This is a genomic window from Actinoallomurus spadix, from assembly GCF_024055725.1.
In the GTDB taxonomy this organism is placed as follows: Bacteria; Actinomycetota; Actinomycetes; order Streptosporangiales; family Streptosporangiaceae; genus Actinoallomurus; species Actinoallomurus spadix.
Map to the genome: position 1 here is coordinate 155,867 of NZ_JAMXMX010000007.1, position 16,427 is coordinate 172,293.

Consider the following 16,427-nt stretch of genomic DNA (forward strand, 5'->3'; position numbering starts at 1 on the left):
CGGGGCGAGGAGACCCCCGGTGCCGGACGTACCCCGCGACCCCCGCGGGCGAGGAATCGAGAAGGACGCTGTGATCCGTAAGCCATTCAAGATCATGATCGCCGCCGGGCTGGCCGGCGCGGCGCTCACCGCCTGCGGCCCCGTGAAGACGGGGGCGGCCGCCCTGGTCGGGAACGACCGCATCACGATCGCGAAGCTGAACTCCACGGTCGACGAGTGGTCCAAGGAGCTCCCGAAGTACCCCGCCGCGCAGCAGGTCGCCCAGCAGGCGCAGGCCCAGGGCAAGCAGATACCGTTCGACCCGTCCTCCCCGCAGCGCAGCGCCCTCTACCAACTCGTCGACATGAAGGTCTGGAACGAGGTCGCGCGCGCCGAAGGCGTGAGCATCAGCGGCGGCCAGGTCGACGCGGTCATCGCGCAGAACGGCGGGAAGCCCGCCATCGACGCCAACGTGCTCGCGCAGGGCCTGCCGGTCGAGTACGGCCGCGACTGGGTGAAGTCGATCCTTCTCCGCGGCGCGGTCTTCCAGAAGTACGGCGTGAACACCGCACAGGATCAGCAGTCACAGCAGCGGGCGCTGGAGCAGGCCGCCGGCAGCTACCAGCGGGCGGGCCACCGCCTCAGGCTGGAGGTCAACCCGCGCTACGGCTCGTTCGACTTCCAGCGCATGGTCCTGGGCCCGGTCTGCCCGACCCTGTCCAAGCCGGACTCCGGCACGCCGACCACGAGCGGTGGAGTCTCGTGCCAGGCCTGACCTTCCTCGCCTCCTCGCCGCGCGTCGCGCCGGGGCAGCTGACCTGGGCCGCCTGGGAGACGCTGCGCTCGGCGGACCGGGTGCTCGCCGGCGACGGCGAGCACCCGCAACTCCCGTACGTCCGCGACGCCGGTGTTCCGGTGGAGATCGTGGAGCCGGACGCCGCCGCCCTGGTCCGCGAGGCGTCGTCCGGCACGGTCGTGTGGCTCGCCGGCCCCGACGGCGAGGAGGCGCTGATGCGCGCGGTCGGCTCGCTCCTCGTCGGGATGGACGAGCCCCCGCAGGTCGAGGTCGTGCAGGGCGCGTACGACCTGCCCGGCGCGCGGTTCCTCGACCTCGTCGCGGTGATGGAGACGCTGCGCCGCGAGTGCCCCTGGGACCGCAAGCAGACGCACGCCTCCCTCGCGCCGTACCTCCTCGAGGAGGCGTACGAGGTCATCGACACGATCGAGGGTGGTGACCTGGAGGCGCTGCGCGAGGAGCTCGGCGACGTCCTCATGCAGGTGGTGTTCCACTCGGAGGTGTCGGCGGACTTCACCGTGGACGACGTGACCGAGGGCATCATCGAGAAGCTCGTCCGCCGCCATCCGCACGTGTTCGGCGACGTCACGGTCGCGGACGCCGACGAGGTCAACGCGAACTGGGACAAGATCAAGTCCGCGGAGCGGGGCGAGGACGCCTCGATCTTCCACGGGGTCCCGATGGCCCAGCCCGCCCTCTCACTCGCGGCGCAGCTGCAGCGGCGCGCCGCGAAGGCGGACGTGCCGGAGGAGCTGTTCGCCGACGACGGCGCGGGCGCGGACCTGTTCGCACTCGTCCGCCGGCTCCGCGAGGAGGGCCGCGACCCCGAGGCCGAGCTGCGCGCCGCCGCCCGCCGCTTCCAGGAGCGGGTCGAGCGGCATCAGGGCCGATAACCGGCGAGACCGGACGGCCGCGGCGATGGCCGGAAATCCCCTCCCCAGGTTCCGATCACCGTCTGTGTGGGGATGACCGCGAAGTGTGGGGACGGATACGGGGCGGCGATCGGCGCGGCTGAAGGACCTGGTGATCGCCGCGGTCGCCGCCGGCGTGCTGTCGGCGTGCCTGGCGCTGCCCGTCCTGCTGCCCACCGGGCTGGGCATGAAGGCCGCGAACCACGCCTTCGAGACGCTGCCGGACTCGCTGGCCACCCCGGTGCTGCCGCAGAGTTCGGTCATCCTGGCCGCGGACGGTTCCAAGCTCGCGACCTTCTACTACGAGAACCGCGTCGAGGTGCCGCTGAGCCGGGTGGCGCCCGTCATGCGCCAGGCGATCGTCGCGATCGAGGACAGCCGCTTCTACCAGCACGGTGCCCTCGACGCGAAGAGCATCCTGCGGGCGCTCATCGCCAACCTCAGCGCCGGAACCGTCGTCGAGGGCGGGTCCACGCTCAGCCAGCAGTACGTTAAGAACGCCCTCGCCGAGACGGCGACGACCACCGCGGCGCGCCAGGACGCGCTCGAACCGACCGCGGTCCGCAAACTCCGTGAACTGCGGCTCGCCATCGGCCTGGAGAAGCACCTCACCAAGGACCAGATCCTGGAGCGCTACCTCAACATCGCCTACTTCGGCGACGGCGCGTACGGCGTGGAGGCGGCGGCCCGGCACTACTTCGGCGTGCACGCCGCCGACCTGTCCCTGGCCCAGGCGGCGACGCTGGCGGGCGTCGTACGGGCGCCGCAGACGTACGACCCGAACCTGCACCCGGTGCGGGGCCGGAAGCGCCGGGACACGGTCTTGGACCGCATGGCCGAGCTGAAGATCATCACGCCCGCGCAGGCGGCGGAGGTCAAGGCCCGGCCGCTGGAACTGCGGATCACCGCCACGCCGAACGGGTGCGTGGAGAGTTCGGCGCCGTTCTTCTGCGACTACGTCCAGCGGGAGCTCCTGGCGAACCGGGCCTTCGGGAGGACCGCCCAGGAGCGCCGGTTCCTCCTGCAACGCGGCGGTCTGCGCATCTCCACGAGCCTCGAACCACGCATGCAGAAGGCCGCCCAGCACGCGCTGAACCATTTCGTTCCCCCGGACAACAAATCGGGCAAGGCGGCCGCCGAGGTGCTCATCCGGCCGGGTACGGGCGAGATCACCGCGATGGCCCTGGACCGCCGGATGGGGGACAGCACCAAACGCGGCACGCTGTGGGTGAACCTCGCCGTCGACTCCGACCACGGGTCGAGCCTGGGCATGCAGGCGGGGTCGACGTTCAAGGTGTTCACGCTCGCCGCCGCGCTGGAGAAGGGGATGGCGTTCGGTGACAGGCTGGACGCGCCGAAGTCGTTCACGCCGACGGGGTTCCGCAACTGCGACGGCGACCGCGTCGGCGACCCGAGCGTCTCACTCGGCAACGCGGGCGACGGCGAGGGCGGGAAGCAGTTCACGCTGGTCACGGGCACGTGGCATTCGGTCAACACCTTCTTCCTCGAACTCGAGCGCAAGGTAGGGCTCTGCGCCACGTACAAGATGGCGACGCGCCTGGGCATGCGCCGCGCGACCGGGCAGAAGCTGGAGCAGTACCCCTCGTTCACACTCGGGTTCAACACGGTCTCGCCGCTGCGGCTCGCGGCGGCGTACGCGGCGTTCGCGGCCCGCGGCCGCTACTGCCGCCCGATCGCCATCACGAGCATCACCGGCCCGACGGGGCCCCTGCCGGTCCCGCGCGCCAAGTGCCACCAGGCCATCGACGAGGGCGTCGCCGACGCGGTCAGCCACGTGCTCCGGGGCGTCCTGACCAAGGGCACGGCCAAGGGCAACGAGCTCGGGCGCCCGGCGGCGGGCAAGACGGGCACGGTCGACAACTTCTCGGCCGCCTGGTTCGCCGGGTACACCCCGGACCTGGCGAGCGCGGTCTGGGTCGGCGACCCGCGTGGCGGCTACAAGCACCCGTTGCGCGACGTGTGCCTCGGTGAGGCGTGCTACGCCCAGGTGTACGGCGCGGACGTCCCGGCGCCGATCTGGCGGGCGACGATGGAGGCCGCGCTGAAGGGGGTCCCGGCGCACGACTTCGAGTCCCCGCCGGGGGAGTACTTCCGGGCCGGTGACGGCGAGAAGGAGGACGACGACAAGGACAAGGACAAGGCGAAGGACAAGGCCGAGGGCGCGGATCAGGAGCGGAGGGACGGTCCCGAGCCGAACAGCCACCTGCCGTGGTTCTTCAGGCCGCCGTCCACCTGGCCGTGGAAGGGAGACTGAACTCCTCCCGGACGGTACCGAACTCCTCCCGGACGGTACCGAACTCCTCCCGGACGGCCGCGGAACGCCGATTCCGTGGTTGATATGTCGCTTCCTGTGCTGCTGTGTCCGGAAGCGGCGGTGTTTTGTTGGACCGCGGAGATCCTTCCGAGCTCGGTTCGGCGTACGCTGACCCCGTGTCTTCTGGGGTCGGCCCGCGCAGTGACGCCCTGAGAATCATCGGGCGCCTCGCGGGCGCGGGGGTCGTCGCCGGCGTGCTGGCGGCGCTCATCGCCTTCTCCACCGTCGGGATGGTCGGCGTCGGCGCGCGCAACGGCGCGAACTGGTTCGAGGCCATCCCCGGTGATCTGCAGACCCCGCCGGTCGCGCAGCGCTCGGTGATCCTCGCCGCCGACGGGTCGAAGCTGGCGACGTTCTACTACGAGAACCGCCTGGACGTGCCCCTGAAGAAGGTCGCCCCCATCATGCGCAAGGCGATCCTCGCGATCGAGGACAGCCGCTTCTACGAGCACGGCGGGCTCGACCTCAAGGGCACGGTGCGCGCGCTGGCCAGCAACCTCGCCGCCGGCGAGGTCACGCAGGGCGGGTCGGGCATCACCCAGCAGTACGTCAAGAACCTCCTCGTCGAGACGGCCGACAGCGACGCCGAACGCCGGTCGGCGCTGGCGACGACGCCGGCCCGCAAGCTCCGCGAACTGCGGTACGCCGTGGCGCTGGAGAAACGGCTGACCAAGGACGAGATCCTCGAGCGGTACCTCAACATCGCCTACTTCGGCGGGGGTGCGTACGGCGTCGAGGCCGCCGCACGGCACTACTTCGGGCATTCCGCCGCGAAGCTGTCCCTTTCCGAGGCGGCGCTGCTGGCCGGCATCGTCCGCTATCCGTACGCCTACGACCCGACCGTCAACCCGAAACTGGCCGCGCAGCGCCGCAACACCGTGCTCGCCCGGATGAGCGAGCTCGGCTGGCTGTCCGCCGGCACCGCGTCCGCCGCCGAGCGCACCCCGCTCGACCTGCACGTCACGTCGACGCCGAACGGCTGTACGGAGAGCTCGGCGCCGTTCTTCTGCGACTACGTCGAGCGGGAGATCCTCGGAAACCCGATCTTCGGCAAGACGGTCAAGGCGCGCACCAGGCTCCTGCGGCGCGGCGGTCTGGTCATCCGGACGACGCTGGACCCGCGGATGCAGCGCGCCGCCCAGCGCGCCGTCGACCACTACGTCCCGCCGAAGAACTCCAGCCACAAGGCGGCGGCGGAGGCGCTCGTCGAGCCGGGCACCGGCAAGGTCAAGGCCATGGTCGTCGACCGGAAGCTGGGGCCCGCCGAGAAGCGCGGCAAGACCTGGGTCAACTTCGCCGCCGACTCCGACCACGGCACCAGCATCGGCATGCAGGCGGGATCCACCTTCAAGATCTTCACGCTGGCGGCCGCGCTGGACCAGGGGATGCCGTTCGGGCACCGCCTGATGGCCCCCGACCACTACACCCCGACCGGGTTCCGTGACTGCGACGGCAAGCCGGTCGGCTCCACCGAGTCGCTGGGCAACTCCGGCGACGGCGAGGGCGGCCGGACGTTCAGCCTCGTCACCGGAACCTGGCACTCGGTCAACACCTTCTTCCTCCGGCTGGAGAAGGAGGTCGGCCTCTGCGACACCGTGAAGGTGGCCGAGAAGCTCGGCATGCGCCGCGCCGACGGAAAGGCGCTGCAGCAGTACCCCTCCTTCACCCTCGGCTTCAACACCGTCTCGCCGCTGCGGGTCGCGGCGGCGTACGCGGCGTTCGGCGCGCGCGGCGAGTACTGCGACCCGATCGTCCTCACGAGGGTCACCGACACCGCCGGGCACGAGCTGAAGGTGCCGAGCGCCCACTGCCACCAGGCGGTCGACAGAGGCGTCGCCGACGCCGTCAACCATGTCCTGCGCGGGGTGCTGACCCGGGGCACGGCCGCCGGGGAGGGCATCGGCCGCGACGCGGCGGGCAAGACGGGCACGGTCGACGGCTTCTCCTCGGCCTGGTTCGCCGGCTACACCCCCGACCTGGCGAGTGCGGTCTGGGTCGGCGACCCGCGGGGCGGCTACCGGCATCCGCTGCGGGACGTCTGCCTGGGCGGCCGCTGCTTCGGCGAGGTGTTCGGCGCGGACATCCCCGCGCCGATCTGGCGCCAGACGATGCTCGGCGCGCTGCGGGACGTGCCCGCGCACGACTTCCACCGCCCGCCGAGCGACTACTACAGCGAGGGATCCGGCGAGGACCGCGTGCACGTCCCCGACGTCCTCGGTCTCAGCGCGTCGGCGGCCGCCGCCCGGCTGAGGGGCGCGGGCTTCGACGTGAGCTTCGGCCCGCGCGTCTCCTCGGACGCCTACCCCAAGGGCACCGTCGCGCGGACCTCGCCGGGCGGCGGAGCCTCGGTCGAGCCCGGCACCACGGTCACCCTCTACGTCAGCAAGGGCGCGCCGAAGGGACCCACCCCGCCGGACGGGCCGAAGCCGCCGGGCGGCCCGGTCCAGACGCCCCCGCCCGGCATCCCGACCCCGCCGACGATCCCCCCGGTCGGCCGGGCCCACGGCGCCCTCTGATCCCGCATCCGGAGAACGCCGCATATCGCCAAATATCGGGCGTTGCGCGCCGAATCACGCCCTGAACCTCAGATCTATCCACGATCTCTTCTTCGTGTGTTCGCCGCTTTCTAACGTAAGCGCATCCTGACGGTACGCAACCACACGGCAAAGGAGACGACGTGGGCGCTATCCCGCAACAGGGCCCCGTACGAAGCCTCGTGCCCGCCCGAATCGACCGGCTGCCCTGGTCCCGCTTCCACACCCGGATGATCGCCGCGCTCGGCGTGGCGTGGATCCTGGACGGGCTCGAGATCCAGATCGCCAGCATCGTCGGCCCGGTTCTACAGCACTCCGGCACCCTCCACCTCAGCTCTCAGAACGTCGGATTCTCGGCGACCATCTACCTGATCGGCGAGGTCGTCGGCGCGCTGGTGTTCGGCCGGCTGTCCGACCGGCTCGGACGCCGCCGGCTGTTCGTCGCCACCCTCGCGCTCTACCTGGTCGCCAACGGGCTGACCGCCTTCTCGTTCAACTACGGGAGCTTCCTGGCGCTCCGCTTCATCGCCGGAATGGGCATCGGCGGTGAGTACGCGGCCATCCACTCCGCGATCGACGAACTCATTCCCGCGCGATTCCGAGGCCGCGTCGACCTGGCGGTCAGCGGCACCTACTGGTTCGGCGCGATCGTCGCCTCACTGAGCGAGTACGCCCTGCTCAACCACAGCCTGCTCGCCGACAACGTCGGCTGGCGGGTCGGCTTCTTCATCGGCCCGGTGATCGGCGTCGCGATCTGGGGCCTGCGGCGCACCCTCCCCGAGAGCCCCCGCTGGCAGCTCGCGCACGGCCAGGCCGAAGAGGCGGAGAAGACCGTCGCGCTGATCGAACGCGAGGTCGAGGCGTCCGGCCGCACCCTGGAGCCGGTCGACCCCGACCGGTACGTCGAGATTCGGCCGCAGGAGTCGGTCTCGTTCGCCCAGGTCGCCAAGACGCTGTTCCGTGACTACCCGTCCCGGTCGCTGCTCGGCGCCACCCTGATGATCAGCCAGTCGTTCCTCTACAACGCGATCTTCTTCACGTACGGCCTGGTGCTCAAGCACTTCTACGGGGTGTCCGACCACGACGTGGCGAAGTACTTCTTCGCCTTCGCGGCCGGGAACCTCCTCGGCCCGCTGCTCATCGGCCGGCTCTTCGACACGGTCGGCCGCAAGCAGATGATCGCCGGTACGTACCTCGTGTCGGGCGTGCTTCTGGCGGTCAGCGGCTACCTCTTCAAGATCGGTTCGCTGTCGGCTCTCACGCAGACGGTGCTCTGGACGGTGATCTTCTTCATCGCCTCGGCCGCCGCCAGCTCGGGTTACCTGACGGTCAGTGAGATCTTCCCGATGGAGCTCCGGTCCCAGGCGATCGCCCTGTTCTTCGCGATCGCGCAGGTCTTCGGGTCCCTCGGTCCGACGATCTTCGGCGCCCTGATCGGCGACCAGGACCACCCCGACCGCGGCAAGCTGTTCATCGCCTACCTGATCGCGGCGGGCGTCATGGCCTTCGCGGGGGTCATCGCCGCGATCTTCGGCGTCAAGGCCGAGGGGGTCTCGCTGGAGGAGCTCGCCGCCCCGCTCGGCGCGGCGAAGAAGGTCCCGGAGACGCTCGTCGAGCGGATCGAGGACCTCGAGCCCGGCCCCGGCCCGGCTCCGGCCGTCTGACGGCCCCACCTCACCCCATCCTGACGGCGCCCGGGCCCGCATCGGAGAATCCCCGATGCGGGCCCGGGCGCCGTGTGGATGTGATCCGGCGTTTTGCCGGTCGATTGCGAAGAGTAGTGATTCACCTGCACGGCGTGCTCATTCCTGCTTAGGATGCCGGCATGCCAGACTGGTGTCGACATCGTCGGAAGGCGGGCGAAGGTGATCGCCGAAGCCGTGCCGTACGAAGACTTCTGGTTCCATGACGGTCCCTGGACCGAGGAAGACGGGGTCTACAAGAATCACTTGTACTCCGTCGCCCGCATTCCCTGGTACCTCCTCGTGGAGGTCGATGAGGACGACGAGCGGCCGACGCTGATCCTGCAGCGGCTCGGCTCGGGCCACTACGACGAGGTGGCCCGAGCCGTATGTGGTGAGACGCTGCAGCTGCCCGATCCGCTCGGGGAGATCGACCCGGCGGACCTGCTCAAGCGCCGTCGCTGACGGCGATCCTCAGGACGGGTCGAGGCCGCGGCTGCGGCGCAGGGCGCGGTCGGCGGCGGAGAAGAGCCGGTCGATCACGATCCCGATGAACAGGATCACGATCATCACCGCGATCATGTCGGGGGCGTCGATGTTCTCCCGGGCGTACTCCAGGCGGACGCCGAGCGACGTGTGGTGCCCGATGATCACCAGGAGCTCGCCGGCCATCAGACTGCGCCAGGCGAACGCCCACCCCTGCTTCAGCCCGGTCACGAAGGCCGGCAGCGACGCGGGCAGGATCAGGTGCCGGTACAGCGCGAGCCCGCGCAGCCCGAGGATCTTGCCGGCCCGCAGCAGGATCGGCGGCGTGTAGTCGACGCCGGCGATGAGCCCGTTCGCGATCGACGGGGCCGCGCCGAGCACGATGACGAACAGGATCGCGCTCTCGCTGAGCTGGAACAGCAGGATCGCGAGCGGGAACCACGCGATCGACGGCATCGTCTGCAGCCCGGTGATCAGCGAGCCGAACGCCACCCGCAGGAACCGCACCCGCGACACGACCGCGCCGAGCAGCACCCCGGCGATGATCGCCAGCGCGAAGCCGATGATCGCGCGGCGCATGGTCAGGCCCAGCCCCGCCCAGAACGACGACTCGCTCAGGTCCCTGCCCAGCTGCGGGAAGACCTGCGCCGGACCGGGCAGGACGTACGTCGGCTTCCAGCCGCTGAGCACGACGAGCTCCCAGGCGCCGATCGCGATGGCGACCGCGGCGAGCACCGGCCACGTCGACGCCCAGGTCCGCCGGAGGAGACCGGGCCGTGAGCGGTTCGCCATCTCGAGCGCGTCCAGGCCCGCGATCTGTCGCTCGAGCACGTTCGTCGCCGGGGTGCCCGGCTTCGCCGGTTCACGCTCCATGGCGGCCGACCTCCTCACGCAGCCGGTCGGTGATCCGTCCCGCCAGGGCGGCGACGGAGGCGTCGTCGATGCGCCGGGGCCGGTCCAGCGGCACGGGGAACTCCTCGACCACCCGGCCGGGGCGGCTGGACAGCAGGACGACGCGGTCGCCGAGGCGTACGGCCTCGCGCACGTTGTGCGTCACGAACAGCACGGTCAGGGAGCGCTCGGACCAGATGCGCTCCAGCTCGTCGTGGAGCAGGTCGCGGGTCATCGTGTCGAGCGCGCCGAACGGCTCGTCCATGAGCAGGACGTCGCTGTCCTGGGCGAGGGCGCGGGCGATGGCGACGCGCTGGCGCATGCCGCCGGACAGCTGGTGGGGCCGCTTGCGGCCGAAGCCGTCCAGGTGGACGGCGGCCAGCAGCTCGGCGGCCCGCCGCCGGCGTTCGGCCTTGGGCACGCCCCGCGTGCGCAGGGCCAGCTCGACGTTGCCGGCGACGGTGAGCCAGGGGAACAGCGCGGGTTCCTGGAACATCAGGCCGACCCGCGCGCCGCCGGCGTCGACCGTGCCGAGCGTCGGCCGGTCCAGCCCGGCCACGATCGACAGCAGCGTGCTCTTGCCGCACCCTGACGCGCCCAGGATGCAGACGAACTCGCCCGGTTCGACCGACAGTGACACCTTGTCGAGTGCCAGCAGCGCCCCGCCGCCGGTCCCGTACGCCTTGGAGACGCCGTCGATCCGCACCGGCGGGGCGGTCGTGCGCTCCGGTTCCCGTGTTGTGGCAGACATGTCCTTCTCCCTCAGCCGAGCGCGCGGATCACGAGTCGCTCACCGCCGGCTCGCCTTTCGCCTTGAGGACCTCGTTGAGCGGGCCGAGGTCGTAGATGCCGTTCAGGTCGACGTGGTCGAGGAGGCCGACCGCCTCGGCGTGCTGGGCGCTGGCCTTCAGCGACGAGGCGATCGGGTCGTTGGTGAAGGTGACGTTCTTGAACGTCGCGTCGAGGGCGGCCTGCTTGAGCGGTTTCCCGGTCAGGGACGCCAGCTCGGTGTTGGCGGCCTGCTCCGCGCCGGCCTTGTCGGAGTTGATGTAGGCGGTGGCCTCGACCTGCGCCTCAAGGAGCTTCCTCACCAGGGCGGGGTGCTTCTTGAGGAACTCGGTCCGCACGATCAGGTTGGTGATGACGAACTTGCCGCCGGGCCACAGCGACGCCTCGTCGACCAGCTTTCTGCCCTTGCTCTCCAGGACGAGCCGGGAGGCGTACGGCTCCGGTACCCACGCGCCGTCGATCTGGCCCTGCGCGAACGCCTGGAGGGTCTGGGAGTTCTCCTGGGGGACGACGTGGACGTCGCCGCCGCCGGCCTTGTCGGTCTTGAGGCCCTGCTGCTTCAGCCAGTAGCGGAGGGCCACGTCCTGGGTGTTGCCGAGCTGAGGCGTGGCGATCTTCTTGCCGCGCAGGCCGGCGGCGGACGTGATGGAGGGTTTGACGATGAGGGCGGCGCCGCCGCTGGCCGCGCCCGCGATGATCTTGATGGCCTGGCCGTGCGACTTCACGAAGGCGTTGATGGCCGGATTGGGGCCGACGTACGTCGCGTCGACCGCGCCGGAGAACACCGCCTCGGTGGCCGCCGGGCCGGCGTTGAAGGTCAGCGTCTTGGGAGCCTTGCCCAGGTGCTTCGTGAAGATCCCCTTCTGCACGCCGACCAGCGCCGTGGCGTGGGTGATGTTCGGGAAGAAGCCGAGCCGGACGACGGTGTCGTCGCCGCCGGAGGACGCCTTCGCGTCGTCGCCGCCACCGCCGCACGCGGTGAGCAGCCCGGTGCCGGCGAGGATGGCAAGGCCGAAGGCCGCGAGCCGCGGTTTCATGGGCGTCTCCCACTTTGTCTATCGAACAGGTCTGATTGGTCGCTTAAGTAGACAAGGGAATCGAAGTGAGCGTCAAGTACGGGGAAGGCGGGTGTAACAGGCTGACTACGGGACGAACAGGTCGCAGATGGACGGTCGGTGGCCCGATCCGGCCGCACGATGGAAGGCACGATCGTCCGCGCGGAAGGGGGGTGGCGTTGCGCGGCGGTCAGCCCCTGGGCGACTAGGCTCAGGGGCGAAAGGTCCGATAGTGATCACAAGGAGCTCAAGTGTCGTCGATCGAAGCCGTACACGCTCGGGAGATCCTCGATTCCCGCGGCAACCCCACGGTCGAGGTGGAAGTGCTGCTCGACGACGGCACCGAGGCGCGTGCCGCGGTGCCGAGCGGCGCGTCGACCGGCCAGTTCGAGGCCGTCGAGCTACGCGACGGCGGTGAGCGGTACAACGGCAAGGGCGTCGAGAAGGCCGTGCAGGGTGTGGTCGACGAGATCGCGCCCGAGATCCTCGGCTACGACGCGGACGACCAGCGCCTGATCGACCAGGCGCTCATCGACCTCGACGGGACTCCCGGCAAGTCCCGCCTCGGCGCGAACGCCCTCCTCGGCGTGAGCCTCGCGGTGGCGAAGGCCGCCGCCAAGTCCGCCGACCTCCCTCTCTTCCGCTACGTCGGCGGGCCGAACGCGCACCTGCTGCCCGTGCCGATGATGAACATCCTCAACGGCGGCGCCCATGCCGACACCAACGTCGACATCCAGGAGTTCATGATCGCGCCGATCGGCGCGTCGACGTTCAGCGAGGCCGTGCGCTGGGGCGCGGAGACCTACCACGCGCTGAAGGCCGTGCTGAAGGGCCGTGGCCTGGCGACCGGGCTCGGCGACGAGGGCGGCTTCGCCCCCGAGCTGCCGAGCAACCGTGACGCCCTCGACCTGATCCTGGAGGCGATCCAGCGGGCCGGCTTCCGCCCGGGCGCCGACATCGCGCTCGCCCTGGACGTGGCCGCCACCGAGTTCCACTCCGAGGGCACCTACGCCTTCGAGGGCGGCAAGCGCTCCGCCGAGGAGATGGCGTCCTACTACGGCGAGCTGCTCGACGCGTACCCGCTGGTCTCCATCGAGGACCCGCTGTCGGAGGAGGACTGGGCCGGCTGGCAGGCGCTCACCGAGGCCGTCGGCTCCCGCGTCCAGATCGTGGGCGACGACCTGTTCGTCACCAACCCGGAGCGCCTGCAGCGCGGCATCGACTCCGCCGCGGCCAACGCGCTCCTGGTGAAGGTCAACCAGATCGGCACGCTGACCGAGACCCTCGACGCGGTCGGCCTCGCCCACATGAGCGGCTTCCGCACGATGATGAGCCACCGTTCCGGCGAGACCGAGGACACCACGATCGCCGACCTGGCCGTCGCCGTGGGCAGCGGCCAGATCAAGACGGGCGCCCCGGCCCGGAGCGACCGGGTGGCCAAGTACAACCAGCTGCTGCGCATCGAGGAGCTCCTCGACGACGCCGCGCGGTACGCCGGAAAGGCGGCGTTCCCTCGCTTCCACGGGGAGTGAGGCCACGCCCCCATGGCGGAGGAGAAGCGGCGGCCGCCTGAGCGGAAGGCCAGGGAGGCGCGCCGCGCTCATCTGACGAGTCGCGCCGCCATCCTGGCGGTCGTCGCCTGCGCGATCGCCCTGAGCCTCGCCTATCCCGTCCGGGAGTACATCGCCCAGCGACGGGAGATCGCCTCGCTGCGCGTGCAGCAGCGCGTGGCGCGGGCTCAGGTCGAGCAGCTCTCCCGGCAGAAACAGCGGCTCGGCGACGAGTCCTACATCAGGCGGGAGGCGCGCCGCCGCCTGCACATGTGCGATCCGGGCGCGAAGTGCTACGTGGTGCTGGGTGGGGGGCAGACGAGCGGCCAGGACGCCTCCCACAAGCGTCCGCCGCCCACCCCGCCCTGGTACGTCACGCTGTGGCGCTCGGTGGACGCGGCGGATCGGCGCCGCTGACCGCATACTCTGAGCGCTGGCATATCAGGTTCGGCGCGGCCGGTTCGCAGGTCCCGGCCCGGCCCGGCGCGCCGATGACGGCGCCGGGTCCGGTGCTGCGGGCCCGGGCCGGCAGGCGGGCCTGCAGGTGACTCCGGAGGGCTTACCGGTGATCGAGGAACGCGACGTCGCGGCGGTGGCCGCGCAGCTGGGCCGCGCGCCGCGCGGGCTGCGGGCGATCGCCCATCGCTGCCCCTGCGGGCTGCCCGATGTGGTGGAGACCGCGCCCCGGCTGCCCGACGGCACGCCGTTCCCCACGCTGTTCTACCTGACCTGCCCGAAGGCCGCCTCGGCGATCGGGACGCTGGAGGCGAGCGGGCTGATGCGCGAGATGACCGCGCGGCTCGGCGCCGACCCGGAGCTGGCCGCGGCGTACGAGGCGGCGCACCGCGACTACCTCGACCGCCGTGACGCCGCCGCCGAGGAGGACGGCCTCGAGCCGCTCCCGGACGGCATGCAGACCGCGGGCGGCATGCCGGCCCGGGTCAAGTGCCTGCACGCCCTGGTCGCCCACGAGCTGGCGGTCCCCGGCGTGAATCCCTTCGGCCGGGAGGCCCTGGACCGGATGCCCGACTGGTGGCGTACGGGCTCGTGCGCGGCCACATGTGGCACCGAGGCCGTGCCGCCCCCGGGATCCGATGACACGACCTGTCAGGGCCTGTCATGATTTGCTGTAAGTCGGCGGCCGAAGCGGGCGGCCTGCGGGAGCCGGGCCTCTCGGGCGCGGTCGGAGGTGGAGGAGCGCGGGACGACCGCGCCGAAGAGGTGCGCCGGGAGGCGAGCGAATCGTGAGCACAGCGACGCGTGTCGCGGCGGTCGACTGCGGAACGAACTCCGTCCGGCTGCTGATCGCCGACATCGTCGACGGCCGGTTGACCGATCTCGAACGCCGGATGGAGATCGTGCGGCTCGGGCAGGGCGTCGACAAGACCGGTCGCCTGGCCCCTGAGGCGCTCGACCGCACGTTCGCGGCCATGCGAGGCTACGCGAAGCTGATCGCCACGCACGACGTCACCGGTACCCCGATCCGGACGCGGGTCGTGGCGACCAGCGCGACTCGTGACGCGAGCAACCGGGACGACTTCGTCCGGGGCGTCGTCGACATCTTCGGCGTGGAGCCCGAGGTAGTGACGGGGGAGGAGGAGGCGCGCCTCTCCTTCATCGGCGCGACGAAGGACCTGTCGGCGCTGCGGCCCATGCGCCCGTACCTCGTCGTCGACATCGGCGGCGGCTCCACCGAGTTCGTCTTCGGCACCGGCGAGGTCGAGGCGGCGCGTTCGGTCGACATCGGCTGCGTTCGCCTGACGGAGCGGCACCTGCGCTCCGACCCGCCGTCGCCGGAGCAGGTGGCCGCCGCCGTGGCGGACATCGACGCGGCCCTCGCGAGCGTCCGTGACGGCCAGGCGGCGCAGGAGACGGCGGGCGTCCCCGGCCCGCCCGGCAACGGCGCTCCGGGCGCCGACCCGGCGGCCGCCCGCGCGCTGGCCGACGCCGCGGACCCGTTCGCCGCCGCCCGCGCGCTCGCCGAGACCGCGCCCGCGCGCCCGGCCGAGAGCCTGCCGGCCGTACCCGTCGCCGAGGCGCGCACCCTGGTCGGGCTGGCCGGCTCCGTGACCACGGTCGCGGGCATCGCCCTGGACCTGCCCGCGTACGACTCCGAGCGCATCCACCTGTCGCGGATCAAGGCGCGCCAGGTGCACGACGTGACCCGTACGCTGCTGCGCTCGACGCACGACGAGCGCGGCAGGATCGGCGTCATGCACCCCGGGCGGGTCGACGTCATCGGCGCCGGGGCGCTCATCCTCGACCGGATCATGCGCGAGTACGCCTTCGCCGACGTGATCGTGAGCGAGCGGGACATCCTCGACGGCATCGCCTGGTCGCTGGTCTGACCCCGCAGGAGCGAACCGAGTACGACGGCATGAACGCCCCCTTCATCCCCCCGGGATCCGGACATCCGGAGGATCCCGCCGGCCCGGACACGCCGGTCGCGCGGACCCCGGAGGACGTCCGCGCCCTCGCGGACTCCGCCCCCGCGCTCGGCGAGCTCGTCGCGCGCCAGTCGGTGTGCCGCGCCTGTCCCCGCCTCGTCGCCTGGCGGGAACAGGTCGCCGTCGAACGCCGCCGGGCGTTCGCGGAGGAGGAGTACTGGGGCCGCCCGGTCCCGGGCTGGGGGGATCCGGAGCCCCGCGTCCTCATCGTCGGCCTGGCGCCCGCCGCGCACGGCGGCAACCGCACCGGACGGATCTTCACCGGGGACCGCAGCGGCGACTGGCTCTTCGCGTCGTTGCACCGGACCGGTCTGGCCGCGATTCCGACCAGCACCCACGCGGGGGACGGGCAGCGGCTGCTCGGCGCCCGGGTCGTGGCCCCGGTGCGCTGCGCGCCGCCGGCCAACAAGCCCACCCCGGCCGAACGCTCCGCCTGCCTTCCCTGGCTCGTCCGTGAGCTCGCCCTCGTCGCCGGGACGGTCCGGTCGATCGTCGTGCTGGGCGGATACGGCTGGCAGGCGCTGTGGCCGGCGCTGCGGGAGGCGGGGTACGCCCTGCCCGCTCCGCGCCCGGCTTTCGGGCACGGCGTCGAGGTGCCCCTGATCGCGCCGGACGGCGCCGAGACCCTGCTGCTCGGCTGCTACCACCCGAGCCAGCAGAACACCTTCACGGGACGGGTGACGGAGCCGATGCTCGACGCGGTGTTCACCCGGGCCCGCGGGTACGCGCGCCTTCCCGGCTGAGCCCGGACCGGGGCCAGGCCGTCCGTGTGAGCGGCCCGCGTGTCCGGTGCCGGGGGTGAGGCGCCCCGGGGGCGGCGGATCCGGCGGGTGACGGGCGGGGCGGCGCACAGTGGAGCCCCCGCTTCCACTGCACGGCCCCCTCGCTCCGCCCGTCACCGCGCGGGTTCCTTCTCCTTCTTTGACGCGGCTTCTCGCCGAGTGGTTCGTACGTGATCGGGTTCACAGGACG

The 16,427-nt window shown here is 71.5% G+C and carries 14 protein-coding genes; 11 read left to right on the top strand and 3 right to left on the bottom strand.

Going from position 1 to position 16,427, the window contains the following annotated elements:
• Nucleotides 1-70 precede the first annotated feature (70 nt).
• The 6 genes from NE235_RS12375 to NE235_RS12400 all read left to right on the top strand — a co-directional run bounded on the left by NE235_RS12375 (nucleotide 71) and on the right by NE235_RS12400 (nucleotide 8,702).
• Complete coding sequence (locus tag NE235_RS12375; RefSeq protein ID WP_252802060.1) at nucleotides 71-754, top strand: hypothetical protein; 684 nt, start codon at nucleotides 71-73, stop codon at nucleotides 752-754.
• On the top strand, nucleotides 742-1,668 hold the full coding sequence (locus NE235_RS12380) for a MazG family protein (protein ID WP_252802062.1): 927 nt from the start codon (nucleotides 742-744) through the stop codon (nucleotides 1,666-1,668). The genes NE235_RS12375 and NE235_RS12380 overlap by 13 nt, the downstream gene beginning before the upstream one ends.
• Nucleotides 1,669-1,753: 85 nt before the next feature.
• The gene (locus NE235_RS12385; RefSeq protein ID WP_252802064.1) at nucleotides 1,754-3,961 is read left to right on the top strand and encodes a transglycosylase domain-containing protein; all 2,208 of its coding nucleotides are present in this window, start codon (nucleotides 1,754-1,756) and stop codon (nucleotides 3,959-3,961) included.
• Nucleotides 3,962-4,137: 176 nt separating this feature from the next.
• The gene (locus tag NE235_RS12390) at nucleotides 4,138-6,537 is read left to right on the top strand and encodes a penicillin-binding protein (RefSeq protein WP_252802066.1); all 2,400 of its coding nucleotides are present in this window, start codon (nucleotides 4,138-4,140) and stop codon (nucleotides 6,535-6,537) included.
• A 161-nt stretch (nucleotides 6,538-6,698) separates the two neighbouring features.
• Complete coding sequence (locus NE235_RS12395) at nucleotides 6,699-8,219, top strand: MFS transporter (protein ID WP_252802067.1); 1,521 nt, start codon at nucleotides 6,699-6,701, stop codon at nucleotides 8,217-8,219.
• 201 nt (nucleotides 8,220-8,420) lie between these two features.
• Nucleotides 8,421-8,702: a PDDEXK family nuclease gene (locus NE235_RS12400; protein WP_252802069.1), complete on the top strand. Its 282-nt coding sequence runs from the start codon at nucleotides 8,421-8,423 to the stop codon at nucleotides 8,700-8,702.
• Between the two features lie 9 nt (nucleotides 8,703-8,711).
• On the opposite strand, the gene NE235_RS12405 is transcribed toward NE235_RS12400, so the two are convergent.
• From NE235_RS12405 to NE235_RS12415, 3 genes are read right to left on the bottom strand one after another with little or no spacing between them, the layout of a single operon-like run.
• Nucleotides 8,712-9,596, bottom strand: coding sequence for an ABC transporter permease (locus NE235_RS12405; RefSeq protein ID WP_252802071.1), 885 nt, complete (start codon nucleotides 9,594-9,596; stop codon nucleotides 8,712-8,714).
• On the bottom strand, nucleotides 9,586-10,365 hold the full coding sequence (locus NE235_RS12410) for an ABC transporter ATP-binding protein (RefSeq protein WP_252802073.1): 780 nt from the start codon (nucleotides 10,363-10,365) through the stop codon (nucleotides 9,586-9,588). The genes NE235_RS12405 and NE235_RS12410 overlap by 11 nt, the downstream gene beginning before the upstream one ends.
• Nucleotides 10,366-10,393: 28 nt before the next feature.
• Nucleotides 10,394-11,440, bottom strand: coding sequence for an ABC transporter substrate-binding protein (locus tag NE235_RS12415; protein ID WP_252802075.1), 1,047 nt, complete (start codon nucleotides 11,438-11,440; stop codon nucleotides 10,394-10,396).
• A 269-nt stretch (nucleotides 11,441-11,709) separates the two neighbouring features.
• Between NE235_RS12415 and eno the strand changes: the two genes are divergently transcribed.
• The 5 genes from eno to NE235_RS12440 all read left to right on the top strand — a co-directional run bounded on the left by eno (nucleotide 11,710) and on the right by NE235_RS12440 (nucleotide 16,198).
• The gene (gene eno / locus NE235_RS12420; RefSeq protein ID WP_252802077.1) at nucleotides 11,710-12,990 is read left to right on the top strand and encodes a phosphopyruvate hydratase; all 1,281 of its coding nucleotides are present in this window, start codon (nucleotides 11,710-11,712) and stop codon (nucleotides 12,988-12,990) included.
• Nucleotides 12,991-13,002: 12 nt separating this feature from the next.
• A complete protein-coding gene (locus NE235_RS12425) occupies nucleotides 13,003-13,425 on the top strand; it encodes an FtsB family cell division protein (RefSeq protein ID WP_252802079.1) in 423 nt (140 codons plus the stop codon).
• Nucleotides 13,426-13,573: 148 nt separating this feature from the next.
• Complete coding sequence (locus NE235_RS12430; RefSeq protein WP_252802081.1) at nucleotides 13,574-14,131, top strand: DUF501 domain-containing protein; 558 nt, start codon at nucleotides 13,574-13,576, stop codon at nucleotides 14,129-14,131.
• 121 nt (nucleotides 14,132-14,252) lie between these two features.
• On the top strand, nucleotides 14,253-15,356 hold the full coding sequence (locus NE235_RS12435; protein ID WP_252802083.1) for a Ppx/GppA phosphatase family protein: 1,104 nt from the start codon (nucleotides 14,253-14,255) through the stop codon (nucleotides 15,354-15,356).
• A gap of 29 nt (nucleotides 15,357-15,385) precedes the next feature.
• Nucleotides 15,386-16,198, top strand: coding sequence for a uracil-DNA glycosylase (locus NE235_RS12440; RefSeq protein ID WP_252802085.1), 813 nt, complete (start codon nucleotides 15,386-15,388; stop codon nucleotides 16,196-16,198).
• Nucleotides 16,199-16,427: the final 229 nt, after the last annotated feature.